We start from the raw sequence: 13307 nt of genomic DNA on the forward strand, positions 1-13307 counted from the left end.
CCGCCCCCGGCCGCGCTCGCGGCCGGGGGCGGTCACCGAGGCCGCCCAGTCCTAGAGCACGCACTCGGCTTCGGCGTAGCGCTCGGACGGGACCGTCTTCAGCGTCTCCACGGCACGCCCCAGCGGGACCATCGTGATCTCCGTGCCGCGCAGCGCGGTCATCATCCCGAACTCGCCCCGGTGCGCCGCCTCCACCGCGTGCCAGCCGAACCGGGTCGCCAGCACCCGGTCGTACGCGGTGGGGGTGCCGCCGCGCTGCACATGGCCGAGGATCACCGGCCGGGCCTCTTTGCCGAGGCGCTCCTCCAGTTCGACGGAGAGCTGCCGGGCGACCCCGGCGAAGCGCTCGTGGCCGTAGATGTCCTTGCCGCCCTCGTCCCAGCGCATCGAGCCCTCGCGGGGCTTCGCCCCCTCGGCCACCACGACGATCGCGAACCGCTTGCCCGCCGCGAACCGCTCGCCGACGCGCCCGGCCAGCTCGTCGATGTCGAAGGGGCGCTCGGGCACGACGACGGCGTGCGCCCCGGCCGCCATGCCGGAGTGCAGTGCGATCCAGCCGGTGTGGCGGCCCATGACCTCGACGATCAGCACCCGCTGGTGCGACTCGGCGGTGGTCTTGAGGCGGTCGAGGGCCTCCGTCGCCACGCCGACGGCCGTGTCGAAGCCGAAGGTCACATCGGTCGACGAGATGTCGTTGTCGATGGTCTTCGGCACGCCGACGATCGGCAGACCGCTTTCGGAGAGCAGATGGGCGGCCTTGAGCGTGCCCTCACCGCCGATGGGGATGATCGCGTCGAGTCCCAGATCGGCCACATGTCCCTTGGCGCGCTCCACCCCGTCGCGCAGATGCTCGGGCCGTACCCGGGAGGAGCCGAGGATCGTGCCGCCCCGGGCGAGGATGCCGCCCACCGCGTCGAGATCGAGCTTGCGGTAGTCGCACTCCAGGAGGCCCTTCCAGCCGTCGTGGAAGCCGATGACCTCGTCACCGTGGTCGACGACCGCGCGGTGCACGACGGAGCGGATGACGGCGTTCAGACCGGGGCAGTCGCCGCCGGAGGTGAGCACACCAATGCGCATTGCCCGAATTACCTTTGCAACGTGGGCCGACTCCCGGACCACGTCGTCCGGTTGGATCCCCGCCACCCTACCGGCGCAACGTGGCGGAATCCGAACCGGGCGTCCGCCTGCTGGGACGCCGACGGCCGTGGCGCGGGTGCCGGCGCGGCACCCCTGCCGGCCGGTACGGCTCAGGCGGGCTGGGTCGCGGAGGCGATCCGCTCGTTGCGCAGCGCCTCGTACCAGCGGTCGTCCGTCGGCGGCAGGGCGTTCACATCGAGCGCGAGCTTCAGCAGCAGATCCGCGATCTGGGGGTTCCGCGCCATGACCGGGCCGTGCATATAGGTGCCGAAGACGGTGTCGTTGTACGCGCCCTCCGTGCCGTCGCCCGTGCCGTTGCCCCGGCCGAACACCGTACGGGCGAAGGGCCGCGCCGTCGGGCCGAGGTGGGTGATGCCCTGGTGGTTCTCGAAACCGGTCAGCTGCGGCAGGCCCAGACGGGGGTCGATGTCCGCCAGGACGTCACCGACGCAGCGCTCGCCCTCACCCCGGGTGGAGACCACGTCGATCAGCCCGAGGCCCGGCTCGCGCTCACCGAGATCGTTGATGAACTCATGGCCGAGGATCTGGTACCCGGCGCAGACGGAGAAGATGATCGCGCCGTTCTCGGCGGCCCGGGACAGCCCCCCGTCGCGGCGCAGCCGCTCGGACGCCAGCCGCTGCGGCCGGTCCTCGCCGCCGCCGATCAGATAGATGTCGCCGGAGGTGGGGATCTGCTGGTCGCTGCGTACGTCGATACGCAGCACATCGAGGCCGCGCTGCCGGGCCCGGCGCTCCACGACGAGGGCGTTGCCCTGGTCGCCGTAGGTGCTCAGCAGGTCGGGGTAGACCCAGACCAGACGCAGGCTGCTGTCGCTCATGCTGGTAAGTCCTTCGGTCCTTCGTCGGTGGTCCGGGGATCAGTTGCCGACGCGGCGGCGCACGTCCTGGAAGGCGGTGTAGTTCGCGATCAGCTCGATCCGCCCCGGAGGGGCCATGGCGACCGCCTCGTCGACGGTCCCGCAGACCCGGAAGTCCAGGCCCGCGACCTCCAGGCGCACGGCCAGGTCCAGACGGCGGTCGCCGATCACCATGATCGGATGGCCCGCCAGCCGGGTGTAGTCGACGTCCCAGAGCCAGGAGGTGTCCGTGCCGTCGGCGCCGCGCGCGTTGACCGACAGGATGACCGGCGTGGGCGGCGGATCGATCAGCGAGAACGTCTCCAGCCAGCCGGCCGGGTTCTTCGCGAGCAGCAGCCGCAGATCACGGCCCTGGAAGCTGACCACGTCATAGCGCCCGGCGACGGCCTGTACGGAGTACATCCGCTCCAGCGCCACCTGCGGGGGTACCCCGAAGCAGGCGGCGACGGCGGCGGACGTGGCGGCGTTCGCCTTGTTGGCGCGGCCGGGCAGCTGAAGGCGGATCGGCCAGGCGGAGCCGTGCGGGTCGAGCACATGGTCGCCGCTGAGCACCCAGCTGGGGGCGGGGCGGCGGAAGCCGCACTCGCCGCAGAACCAGTCGTCGCCGGGGCGCTGCATCACACCGCCGCAGGAGGGGCACGACCAGGCGTCGTCCTTCCACTCCTGGCCGGCGGCGACCCACACCACATGGGGGGAGGAGGAGGCGGACCAGACGATCAGCGGGTCGTCGGCGTTGGCGATCACGGTGGCCTTGGATCCGGCGAGGCCCTCGCGCCACTTCTCCGCGAGCATGCGGGTCTCGGCGGCGCGGTCCAGCTGGTCGCGCGAGAGGTTGAGCAGGGCGATCGCCTTGGGTGTCACATCGCGCGCCACGCCGGCGAGGTACTTCTCGTCGACCTCGATCACGCCGAATTTGGCGTCGGAGCCGCCCGCGAGCGCGGAGGTGATGCCGGCGGGCATGTTCGCGCCGAGCGCGTTGGAGACGACGGGGCCAGCGGCGCGCAGCGCCTCGGCGATCAGCCGGGTGGTGGTGGTCTTGCCGTTCGTGGCCGACACGAGGACGACGTCCAGGTGCTGCGCCAGCCGCCCCAGCAGATCCGGGTCGAGCTTGAGCGCGACCCGGCCGCCGATCACCGACCCGCTGCCGCGTCCGGCGGCGCGCGAGACCGCCGCGGCGGCCTTGCCGGCCGTCACGGCGAGCTTGGCGCGAGGCGTCAGTGGCTCCGAGTTGCCTGACATCGTCCTTGATCCTCCTTGCATCGGTCGGGCCAAGCCTATCCAGGTCCGGCCCGGCCGCCCTACCTAGGCACCACCGGGGGAGGGCGCGCAATCGCATGAACGTACGCTTGCGCCCATGCGACAGCGGCCGATCCCCGGTAGTTCAGGACGCGTGAGGCCCATGGGCCTGCTCGGCGATCCGGTACTGCACGCCCCCTGCGAGCCCGTCACCGACTTCGGTCCCGCGCTCGCCGGGCTCGTCGAGGACCTCTTCGCGACGATGTACGCGGCGCGGGGGGTGGGCCTCGCGGCGAATCAGGTGGGCGTGCCGCTGCGGGTGTTCGTCTACGACTGCCCCGACGACGAGGACGTACGCCACCTCGGACACATCGTCAATCCGCGGCTGGTGTCGGCGGAGGGGGTGGTGGTGCGGGGCCCCGAGGGCTGTCTGTCCCTGCCGGGTCTGGAGGCGGGCACCGAGCGGTACGACATCGCGGTGGTCGAGGGGGTGTCGTCGGACGGCTCGCCGGTACGGGTGCTGGGCACGGGCTTCTTCGCGCGCTGTCTCCAGCACGAGACGGATCATCTGGACGGCGTCGTCTACCCCGAACGCGTGAGCGGCTGGCGCCGCGCCAGACTCCTGCGGTCGGCCCGGCGCTCCGGCCTGCGCCCGCCGGCCGGTGGTACGGGCCCCGCTCCCGAGCCCCCGGTCCTGCGTCGCGGGACGGCCTGAGCGGCCCCGGCGCGGGCAGTCGTCTCCGCACGGTACGTCGCCTGAGCTCTCCGCCCTGAGCGGCGGGCGCCTGCGGGCGGGGACGCGGACCGGCATCGGGCCCGGGGCCTCGGCCCGGGCACGGAACGCCCGGCCCCGCCTCCCGCGGAGCCCGCCCGGTCAGGGCCCCGGCGCCGACGGCCCCTGGGCCGGAATCCGTTGCCGGACCCGGGGGAGAGCGGGGATCAGAACCCCGGTCCGCCCGCGCGGTCGCCCACCGCGGCCAGGCGGCCCCAGAGGAGATCCGCCAGGCTGTGGACCAACTCGGCACGGGTGCAGGGGCGTTCCCCGAGCCACCAGTCGCCCGCCGCGTGCATCATCCCGACGATGCCGTGGCCCCACACCCGCGCCAGGCGCTCCCCGTCGGGGCCGAGTTCCACCCGGTCGTGGATGACCTTCGCCAACTCCTCGCCGAGCCTGCGCAGCAGCGGCGCCGAGTGGCGCCCGACGTCGAAACCGGCCTCCGGGGACTGGGAGTCCTCGGAGGGGTGCATCAGAAAGCGGTACACCTGAGGCCGTGTCTCGATCGCCGCCAGATAGGTGTCGAGGGTCGCCTCCACCCGCTCACGGCGGTCCGCCGGGGCGTCGAGCGCCAGCCGCAGGGAGTCGAGCAGCGCGTCGGTGTGGCGCTTGGCGAGCGCCCGGTACAGACCGCTCTTGTCGCCGAAGTGGCGGTAGAGGATGGGCTTGGTGATGCCCGCCTCCGCCGCGATGGCGTTCATGGACGCGTGCGGCCCGTCCCGGAGCACCACCCGGTCCGCCGCTTCGAGCAGTTCACGGCGGCGCTGTTCGGCCGGCCGGTCCCGGTCGGAGGACTGCTGTGTGGACTCCATGGTGATCTCCCCGCCCGAGCGATGTGCGTGACGCCTGCGCAAACTAACACCCCTTCCGTTGATGAAGGTGCTCTCACGCCAGATCGGTTGACAGGGTCTACTGCCTGGTAACAGACTTTGGTTACCGTAGGTAACGAGCGGAATCGCGCCGCAGTGCTGGAGGGGACATGGCCGGGTTCACCTTTGAACTCAACGACGACCAGAGGCAGGTTCGCGACTGGCTGAACGGCTTCGCCTCGGAAGTGATGCGTCCGGCCGCCGCCGAGTGGGACGAGCGCGAGGAGACCCCCTGGCCGGTGATCCAGGAAGCGGCCAAGGTCGGGATCTACTCCCTGGACTTCTACGCACAGCAGTTCTTCGACCCCACCGGCCTCGGGATACCGCTGACCATGGAGGAGCTGTTCTGGGGTGACGCGGGCATCGCCCTGTCCATCGTCGGCACCGGACTCGCCGCGGTCGGCGTGCTCGCCAACGGCACCGAGGAGCAGATCGGCACCTGGATCCCCCAGATGTACGGCGACGCGGACGACGTCAGGGTCGCGGCCTTCTGCTCCTCCGAGTCCGACGCCGGATCGGACGTCGCGGCGATGCGCACCCGCGCGGTGTACGACGAGGCCAGGGACGAGTGGGTGCTGAACGGCACCAAGACCTGGGCCACCAACGGCGGAATCGCCCATGTCCATGTGGTCGTCGCCGTCGTCGACCCGCAGGCCGGCACCAAGGGGCACGCGTCGTTCATCGTCCCGCCGGGCACCCCCGGACTCTCCCAGGGGCAGAAGTTCAGGAAGCACGGCATCCGCGCCTCCCACACCGCCGAGGTGGTCCTGGAGGACGTCCGTGTCCCCGGGCACTGTCTGCTCGGCGGCCGGGAGAGGCTCGACGAGCGCCTCGCCCGCGCCCGCGAGAGCGCGAAGAAGGACGGGGAACGCGTCAGGAACGCGGCGATGGCGACCTTCGAGGCGTCCCGCCCCGCGGTCGGCGCGATGGCGGTGGGCACCGCCCGCGCCGCGTACGAGGTCGCCCTCGACTACGCCCGGACGCGTACCCAGTTCGGCCGGCCCGTCATCGACAACCAGGGCATCGCGTTCCAGCTCGCCGACATGCGCACCCGGATCGACGCGGCCCGGCTGCTGGTGTGGCGGGCCTCCTGGATGGCGGCCACGGGCAGGCCGTTCACCTCGGCCGAGGGGTCGATGTCCAAGCTGTACGCGAGCGAGGTGGCCAAGGAGGTCACGGCCCAGGCCGTACAGATCCTGGGCGGCAACGGCTTCACCCGCGAATACCCCGTCGAGCGGATGCACCGGGACGCCGCGATCTACACGATCTTCGAGGGCACCAGCGAGATCCAGCGCCTCGTCATCGCGAGGACCCTCTCGGGAGTGCCGATCCGCTGACCGCCGGCGCCCGTTCCCGCCGTGCCCCCGGGGGGAACGGGCCGCCTGCGCGCGGTGTTCAGGACGCGAGCAGCCGCTCGATCGCCGCGACGACCTCGGGGGACTCGGGCTCGGTCCGCGGCCGGATGCGCGCCGCCACCTCGCCGTCCGCGCCGATCAGGAACTTCTCGAAGTTCCACTGCACGTCCCCGGCCGTGCCGTCCTCGTCCGCGGTCTTCGTCAGCTCCGCGTACAGCGGGTGGCGCCCGGGGCCGTTGACGTCCGACTTCTCCAGCATCGGGAAGGTGACGCCGTAGGTCGCCGAGCAGAAGGTCGCGATCTCCTGCGCGCTGCCCGGCTCCTGGCCCCCGAACTGGTTGCACGGTACGCCGACGACCGTGAGGCCCTGGTCGGCGTACTGCTTCTGCAGCCGCTCCAGACCGGCGTACTGCGGGGTCAGACCGCACCGCGAGGCCACGTTCACCACCAGCAGGACCCGGCCGCGGTACGCGCCGAGCGAGGTGGCCTCACCGGCGAGGGTGCGCAGGGGGATGTCGTACAGCGTCGTCATCTCGGATCTCCTCGTCATCGACATGCGGATACGGCGGGCCGACCGCCGGGTCAGCCGCTCAACGAACGGAACAGGCCCTCCTGGACCACTGATACCAGCAGAGCGCCCTCGCGGTCGTAGATGCGCCCGCGGGCGAGCCCCCGGCCGCCCGTCGAGATCGGGGACTCCTGGTCGTACAGGAACCACTCGTCCGCGCGGAAGGGCCGGTGGAACCACATCGCGTGGTCCAGCGAGGCCATGTCGAAGCCCCGCTGCCCCCAGAGCGGTTCGACGGGGATCCGGACCGCGTCCAGGAGGGTCATGTCGCTGGCGTAGGTCAGCGCACAGGTGTGCACCAGCGGGTCGTCCCCCAGCGGGCCGACCGCGCGCATCCACACCGCGCTGCGCGGATCCGACCGCTTCTCCTCGATGTCCTCGGGAGCCCAGCGCAGCCGGTCGGTGTAGCGGATGTCGAACGGCTGCCGCCGGGCCATCCTCTCCAGCGCCTCGGGCAGCGTCCCCAGATGCTCACGCAGCTCCGTGGTGAGCGACGGCAGGGTCTCGGGGTCCGGGAAGTCCAGCCGGGGCGGCAGCTGGTGCTCGATGCCGCCCTTCTCCGGCCGGTGGAAGGAGGCGGTCAGACTGAAGATCGTCCGGCCCTGCTGAACGGCGGTGACCCGCCGGGTGGTGAACGATCTGCCGTCCCTGATCCGTTCGACCTGGTAGACGATCGGCACACCGGGCCGCCCCGGCCGCAGGAAGTACGCGTGCAGGGAGTGCACCGGCCGGTCCCCGTCGGTGGTGCGGCCCGCCGCGACCAGGGCCTGGCCCGCGACCTGACCGCCGAAGACCCGCTGGAGGGACTCGTTCGGGCTGCGGCCCCGGAAGATGTTGACCTCGATCTGCTCCAGATCGAGCAGATCCACCAGGCGCTCGGCCGGGTTCGTCATGGCTGTTCTCCTCTGTGCGCCTCGATCCCATCCGCCGGAGTCCGTTCCGCCGGACGGGGCCGTGCCGGTGCTGTCCGCACCCGCACCGGTCGCTCCGGCACCGGCGGTGCCGGAGCCCGCCGTACGGGAGACGGGGGCACCCGCGTCACAACTGGCCGACGGAAGTGACCCGGACGACCGCCCGGCCCTCCTCGTCGGAGGCCGCCAGATCGACCTCCGCGCCGATGCCCCAGTCGTGGTCGCCGTTCGGATCGGCGAAGATCTGCCGCACCCGCCACAGACCGTGCGCCTCGTCCTCCTCGATCATCAGCAGCCTCGGGCCCCGGGCGTCGGGACCGGTGCCCAGCTCCTCGTACTCGTCCCAGTACGCGTCCATCGCCGCGCCCCACGCGTCCGCGTCCCAGCCGGACTCCGCGTCCAGCTCACCCAGCTCGCCCACCTTGTCGAGAGCGGCCAGCTCCACCCGCCGGAACATGGCGTTCCGTACGAGGACCCGGAACGCGCGCGCATTGGCCGTGACGGGCCTGACCTGGTCGGCCTTCTCCTGGGCCTCCTCGGCGGTCTCCACCTCCGGATTGGCCAGCTGCTCCCATTCGTCCAGCAGGCTGGAGTCGACCTGGCGCACCATCTCACCGAGCCAGGCGGTCAGATCCTGGAGATCCTCCGACTTCAGATCGTCCGGAATCGTATGCTCCAGCGCCTTGTACGCGCCCGCCAGATACCGCAGCACGATGCCCTCGGTCCGCGCCAGCTCGTAGAACGAGGTGAACTCGGTGAACGACAGGGCCCGTTCGTACATGTCCCGGATCACCGACTTCGGCGACACCGGATGGTCCCCGACCCAGGGGTGGCTCTTGCGGTAGAGGTTGTACGCGTGCCACAGCAGCTCCTCCAGCGGCTTCGGGTACGTCACCTCCTGGAGCCGCTCCATCCGCTCCTCGTACTCGACCCCGTCCGCCTTCATCAGCGCGACCGCCTCACCGCGCGCCTTGTTCTGCTGGGCGGCGAGGATCTGACGCGGATCGTCCAGCGTCGACTCCACCACCGAGACCATGTCCAGGGCGTACGACGGCGACTCGGGATCCAGCAGCTCGAAGGAGGCCAGGGCGAACGTCGACAACGGCTGATTGAGCGCGAAGTCCTGCTGGAGGTCGACGGTGAGCCGGACGATACGGCCCTGCGCGTCCGGTTCCGCCAGCCGCTCCACCACGCCGCCGTCCAGCAGCGAGCGGTAGATCGCGATCGCGCGGCGGATGTGCCGCAGCTGGTTCCGGCGCGGCTCGTGGTTGTCCTCCAGCAGCCTGCGCATCGCATCGAAGGCATTGCCCGGCCGGGCGATCACCGACAGCAGCATGGTGTGCGTCACCCGGAAACGGGAGGTCAGCGGCTCGGGATCGGAATCGATGAGCTTCTCGAACGTCAAGTCCGACCAGGCGACGAACCCCTCCGGCGCCTTCTTGCGCACGACCTTGCGGCGCTTCTTGGGATCGTCGCCCGCCTTCGCCAGCGCCTTCTCGTTCTCGATGACGTGCTCCGGCGCCTGGGACACGACCAGCCCCGCCGTGTCGAAACCGGCGCGTCCCGCACGGCCCGCGATCTGGTGGAACTCACGCGCCCGCAGGGTGCGCACCCGGTTGCCGTCGTACTTGGTGAGCGCGGTGAACAGCACCGTGCGGATCGGGACGTTGACCCCGACGCCGAGCGTGTCCGTACCGCAGATGACCTTCAACAGGCCCGCCTGCGCGAGCTTCTCGACCAGCCGGCGGTACTTGGGCAGCATTCCGGCGTGATGGACGCCGATGCCGTGCCGGACGTAACGGGACAGATTCCGGCCGAACCTGGTGGTGAAGCGGAAGTTGCCGATCAGCTCGGCGATCCGCTCCTTCTCCTCGCGCGAGCACATGTTGATACTCATCAGCGACTGCGCCCGCTCCACGGCCGCCGCCTGGGTGAAGTGCACGATGTAGACGGGCGCCTGCCGGGTGTCCAGCAGCTCGGTCAGCGTCTCCGTGATCGGGGTGCGCCGGTACTCGTACGACAGCGGGACCGGCCGGGTCGCCGACCGGACCACGGCCGTGGGGCGGCCCGTGCGGCGGGTCAGGTCCTTCTCGAAGCGCGAGACGTCGCCGAGCGTCGCCGACATCAGCACGAACTGCGCCTGTGGCAGCTCCAGCAGCGGGATCTGCCAGGCCCAGCCGCGGTCCGGCTCGGCATAGAAGTGGAACTCGTCCATCACGACCTGGCCGATGTCCGCGTCCCTGCCGTCACGCAGCGCGATGGAGGCCAGGACCTCGGCGGTGCAGCAGATCACGGGGGCGTCCGCGTTCACGGACGCGTCGCCCGTGAGCATGCCCACGTTCTCCGTGCCGAACAGCTTGCAGAGGTCGAAGAACTTCTCCGACACCAGCGCCTTGATCGGCGCGGTGTAGAAGGTGACCTGGTCATGCGCCAGGGCCGTGAAGTGCGCGCCCGCCGCGACCAGGCTCTTCCCGGAGCCGGTGGGCGTCGAAAGGATCACATTGGCCCCGGAGACCACCTCGATCAGCGCCTCCTCCTGAGCCGGGTAGAGCGAGATGCCCCGGCCCTCGGCCCATGAGGAGAAGGCCATGAAAAGGGCATCGGGGTCGGCATCCGGCGGCAGCTGATCGATAAGGGTCACGCCCCCCATCTTGCCTGTCCTCACCCCGGATCAGGGAACCGGGCGGCGGAGGGAAGATCACGAACGGTACGCTGCCCTGCCAACCGGCTTCACCACAACAGCACAAGCCGTACGACCATGGGGCGGGGAAACGTACATGATGGGACCGGCGCACTCTCTGTCCGGGGCGGCCGCCTGGCTGGGGGTGGGGGCGGCCACCGCCGCGGCGGGCCACCCGATGCCGTGGCCGGTTCTTGTCGTCGGGGCGCTGATCTGCGCGGGCGCGGCGCTCGCCCCCGACCTGGACCACAAGGCGGCGACGATCTCCCGGGCCTTCGGGCCCGTCTCCCGGGGACTGTGCGAGATCGTCGACAAGCTCTCGTACGCGGTCTACAGGGCGACGAAAAAACCCGGCGACAAACGCAGGACCGGCGGGCACCGCACGCTGACCCACACCTGGCTCTGGGCGGTCATGACCGGCGGCGGGGCATCGGCGATCGCGGTCACCGGAGGGCGCTGGGCGGTCCTCGCGCTCCTCTTCGTCCATCTGGTGCTCGCCGTGGAGGGCCTGCTGTGGCGGGCCGCGCGGGTCTCCAGCGACGTCCTCGTCTGGCTGCTCGGCGCGACCAGCGCCTGGATCCTCGCGGGCGTCCTCGACAAGCCGGGCAACGGCGCGGACTGGCTGTTCACCGCGCCCGGCCAGGAATACCTCTGGCTCGGCCTGCCGATCGTGCTGGGCGCCCTGGTCCACGACATCGGCGACGCGCTGACCGTCTCGGGCTGCCCCATCCTGTGGCCGATCCCCATCGGCAACAAGCGCTGGTACCCGATCGGCCCGCCGAAGGCGATGCGCTTCCGCGCGGGGAGCTGGGTCGAGCTGAAGGTGCTGATGCCGGTGTTCATGCTGCTGGGCGGGGTGGGCGGCGCGGCGGCGCTCAATGTGATCTGACCAGGCCCGCGGGCCGTACGCGGTGACACGGCTCATGGGCCCGTCAGGGGCGTACCCTCCTGCGTGCGCGCCCGGCGCACCACCGCGTCGCCCCACGAGCGGGCTCCCCGGCGCGGTGCGCCCGGCGCGGACCGTGGTGATCAGGCCCGCGCCGTGACGACCCGGCGGCCCGCCCCCGCATATGCGCCGGCTCACCCGTGCCAGGACCGCCACAGCGCCGCGTACGCCCCGTCCGCCGTGACCAGCTCGTCGTGGCTGCCGATCTCGCTGATCCGGCCGTTCTCCACCACCGCGATCACATCCGCGTCGTGCGCGGTGTGCAGCCGGTGGGCGATCGCCACGACCGTACGGCCGTCCAGGACCCGCGAGAGGGAGCGCTCCAGATGGCGCGCCGCGCGGGGATCGAGGAGCGAGGTCGCCTCGTCGAGCACCAGAGTGTGCGGATCGGCCAGGACCAGCCGCGCCAGAGCGATCTGCTGGGCCTGGGCCGGAGTCAGCGCCACACCGCCGGAGCCGACCTCCGTGTCCAGCCCGTCGGCCAGCGCCCGCGACCAGGTGTCCGCGTCCACCGCGCCGAGCGCGGCCCACAGCTCTGCGTCCGCCGCGTCGGTGCGCGCCAGCAGCAGATTGTCCCGCAGCGTGCCCACGAACACATGGTGCTCCTGGTTGACCAGGGCGACATGCTCCCGTACCCCTTCGGCGGTCATCCGGGACAACTCGGCGTCACCGAGGAGGACCTTGCCGCTCCGGGGGGCGTAGACACCGGCGAGCAGCCGGCCCAGCGTCGACTTCCCCGCGCCGGACGGGCCGACGAGGGCGACCCTCGATCCCGGCGCGACCGCGAGGGACACCTCGTGGAGCACGTCCACACCCTCGCGGTAACCGAAGCGCACCTCGTCCGCGCGGACATCGCGTCCGTCGGGCAGGACCCCGCCGTCGCCCGCGTCCGGCTCGATCTCCCGGACGCCCACCAGCCGGGCCAGCGACACCTGGGCGACCTGGAGCTCGTCGTACCAGCGGAGAATGATGCCGACCGGCTCGACGAGCATCTGCGCCAGCAGCGCGCCGGTCGTCAGCTCGCCCACGTCGATCCAGCCCCGCAGCACGAAGGCACCACCGATCAGCAGCACCGACGCGAGCACGGTGATGTGGGTGAGATTGATGACCGGGAAGAGCACGGACCGCAGATACAGGGTGTAGCGCTCCCAGGCCGTCCATTCGGTGATCCGCCGGTCCGACAGCGCGACCCGGCGCCCGCCGAGCCGGTGGGCCTCCACGGTCCGGCCCGCGTCGACCGTCTCCGCGAGCACCGCCGCGACCGCCGCGTAACCGGCCGACTCCGAGCGGTACGCGGAGGGCGCCCGCCGGAAGTACCAGCGGCAGGTCACCAGCAGCAGTGGCGCGGCCACCAGCACCGCGAGCGCGAGGGGCGGCGCGGTCACCGCCAGTCCGGCGAGCAGCAGCCCCGCCCACACCACACCGATCGCGAGCTGCGGCACGGCCTCCCGCATGGCGTTGGCCAGCCGGTCGATGTCGGTGGTGATACGGGACAGCAGATCACCGGTCCCGGCCCGCTCCAGCACGCCCGGTGGCAGCCCGACCGACCGTACGAGGAAGTCCTCGCGCAGTTCGGCCAGCATCTCCTCGCCGAGCATCACACCGCGCAACTGCACCATCCGCACAAAAACGGTCTGGACGAGCAGCGCCACCGCGAACACCGCGATCGTGCGCTCCAGATGGAGTTCGCGCGCCCCGGCCGTCACCCGGTCCACCACGGAACCCAGCAGATACGGGCCCACCATGGACGCGATCACCGCGACCGCGTTGACCGTGATCAGCACTGCGAAGTCGCGGCGGTGGCGCCGCAGCAGCTCACGGACGTAGCCGCGCACGGTCGCGCTGCTCCCGACGGGCAGCGTCGTCGCCGACTCGGGGGCCGCCGGGTCGTACTCCGGCGGCGTGACCCGGAACATGCTCGCTCCTCTCCCGCGCGTGCCCCTCGTATCCGG

General features: G+C 71.5%; 11 protein-coding genes. 3 read left to right on the top strand and 8 right to left on the bottom strand.

The features are described 5' to 3' along the window. Positions 1-51 precede the first annotated feature (51 nt). The 3 genes from ACFYT4_RS13155 to ACFYT4_RS13165 all read right to left on the bottom strand — a co-directional run bounded on the left by ACFYT4_RS13155 (position 52) and on the right by ACFYT4_RS13165 (position 3254). Positions 52-1077 carry a 6-phosphofructokinase gene (locus tag ACFYT4_RS13155; protein WP_389267674.1) on the bottom strand — a complete coding sequence of 342 codons (1026 nt, stop codon included), beginning with the start codon at positions 1075-1077 and terminating at the stop codon, positions 52-54. A gap of 170 nt (positions 1078-1247) precedes the next feature. Continuing rightward, positions 1248-1976: a type 1 glutamine amidotransferase gene (locus tag ACFYT4_RS13160; RefSeq protein ID WP_389267675.1), complete on the bottom strand. Its 729-nt coding sequence runs from the start codon at positions 1974-1976 to the stop codon at positions 1248-1250. Positions 1977-2015: 39 nt separating this feature from the next. Further along, positions 2016-3254 (bottom strand): MurT ligase domain-containing protein, encoded by a 1239-nt coding sequence (locus ACFYT4_RS13165; protein WP_389267676.1) that lies wholly within the window; start codon positions 3252-3254, stop codon positions 2016-2018. A gap of 115 nt (positions 3255-3369) precedes the next feature. Between ACFYT4_RS13165 and def the strand changes: the two genes are divergently transcribed. Next, positions 3370-3966, top strand: coding sequence for a peptide deformylase (gene def / locus ACFYT4_RS13170; RefSeq protein ID WP_389267677.1), 597 nt, complete (start codon positions 3370-3372; stop codon positions 3964-3966). 224 nt (positions 3967-4190) lie between these two features. On the opposite strand, the gene ACFYT4_RS13175 is transcribed toward def, so the two are convergent. After that, positions 4191-4838 carry a TetR family transcriptional regulator gene (locus ACFYT4_RS13175; protein ID WP_389267678.1) on the bottom strand — a complete coding sequence of 216 codons (648 nt, stop codon included), beginning with the start codon at positions 4836-4838 and terminating at the stop codon, positions 4191-4193. 167 nt (positions 4839-5005) lie between these two features. Between ACFYT4_RS13175 and ACFYT4_RS13180 the strand changes: the two genes are divergently transcribed. Then, positions 5006-6232, top strand: coding sequence for an acyl-CoA dehydrogenase family protein (locus ACFYT4_RS13180; RefSeq protein ID WP_389267679.1), 1227 nt, complete (start codon positions 5006-5008; stop codon positions 6230-6232). 58 nt (positions 6233-6290) lie between these two features. On the opposite strand, the gene ACFYT4_RS13185 is transcribed toward ACFYT4_RS13180, so the two are convergent. The 3 genes from ACFYT4_RS13185 to ACFYT4_RS13195 form a co-directional block, all read right to left on the bottom strand. Then, on the bottom strand, positions 6291-6782 hold the full coding sequence (locus tag ACFYT4_RS13185) for a glutathione peroxidase (protein ID WP_389267680.1): 492 nt from the start codon (positions 6780-6782) through the stop codon (positions 6291-6293). A gap of 50 nt (positions 6783-6832) precedes the next feature. Further along, a complete protein-coding gene (locus ACFYT4_RS13190) occupies positions 6833-7711 on the bottom strand; it encodes an acyl-CoA thioesterase (protein WP_389267681.1) in 879 nt (292 codons plus the stop codon). Between the two features lie 145 nt (positions 7712-7856). Continuing rightward, complete coding sequence (locus tag ACFYT4_RS13195; RefSeq protein WP_389267682.1) at positions 7857-10370, bottom strand: DEAD/DEAH box helicase; 2514 nt, start codon at positions 10368-10370, stop codon at positions 7857-7859. A 136-nt stretch (positions 10371-10506) separates the two neighbouring features. Here ACFYT4_RS13195 and ACFYT4_RS13200 point away from each other — a divergent pair, with 136 nt between their 5' ends. Continuing rightward, a complete protein-coding gene (locus ACFYT4_RS13200) occupies positions 10507-11298 on the top strand; it encodes a metal-dependent hydrolase (protein WP_389267683.1) in 792 nt (263 codons plus the stop codon). 191 nt (positions 11299-11489) lie between these two features. On the opposite strand, the gene ACFYT4_RS13205 is transcribed toward ACFYT4_RS13200, so the two are convergent. After that, positions 11490-13271, bottom strand: coding sequence for an ABC transporter ATP-binding protein (locus ACFYT4_RS13205; protein WP_389267684.1), 1782 nt, complete (start codon positions 13269-13271; stop codon positions 11490-11492). Positions 13272-13307: the final 36 nt, after the last annotated feature.

It is taken from the genome of Streptomyces sp. NPDC004609, from assembly GCF_042873655.1.
Taxonomy (GTDB): domain Bacteria; phylum Actinomycetota; class Actinomycetes; order Streptomycetales; family Streptomycetaceae; genus Streptomyces.

Bases quoted from the DNA above. Each gene is read 5' to 3' on its own strand.
- ACFYT4_RS13180 (WP_389267679.1), top strand. From the start codon at position 5,006: ATGGCCGGGTTCACCTTTGAACTCAACGACGACCAGAGGCAGGTTCGC.
- ACFYT4_RS13190 (WP_389267681.1), bottom strand. From the start codon at position 7,711: ATGACGAACCCGGCCGAGCGCCTGGTGGATCTGCTCGATCTGGAGCAG.
- ACFYT4_RS13155 (WP_389267674.1), bottom strand. From the start codon at position 1,077: ATGCGCATTGGTGTGCTCACCTCCGGCGGCGACTGCCCCGGTCTGAAC.
- ACFYT4_RS13205 (WP_389267684.1), bottom strand. From the start codon at position 13,271: ATGTTCCGGGTCACGCCGCCGGAGTACGACCCGGCGGCCCCCGAGTCG.
- ACFYT4_RS13160 (WP_389267675.1), bottom strand. From the start codon at position 1,976: ATGAGCGACAGCAGCCTGCGTCTGGTCTGGGTCTACCCCGACCTGCTG.
- ACFYT4_RS13175 (WP_389267678.1), bottom strand. From the start codon at position 4,838: ATGGAGTCCACACAGCAGTCCTCCGACCGGGACCGGCCGGCCGAACAG.
- def (WP_389267677.1), top strand. From the start codon at position 3,370: ATGCGACAGCGGCCGATCCCCGGTAGTTCAGGACGCGTGAGGCCCATG.
- ACFYT4_RS13200 (WP_389267683.1), top strand. From the start codon at position 10,507: ATGATGGGACCGGCGCACTCTCTGTCCGGGGCGGCCGCCTGGCTGGGG.
- ACFYT4_RS13185 (WP_389267680.1), bottom strand. From the start codon at position 6,782: ATGACGACGCTGTACGACATCCCCCTGCGCACCCTCGCCGGTGAGGCC.
- ACFYT4_RS13165 (WP_389267676.1), bottom strand. From the start codon at position 3,254: ATGTCAGGCAACTCGGAGCCACTGACGCCTCGCGCCAAGCTCGCCGTG.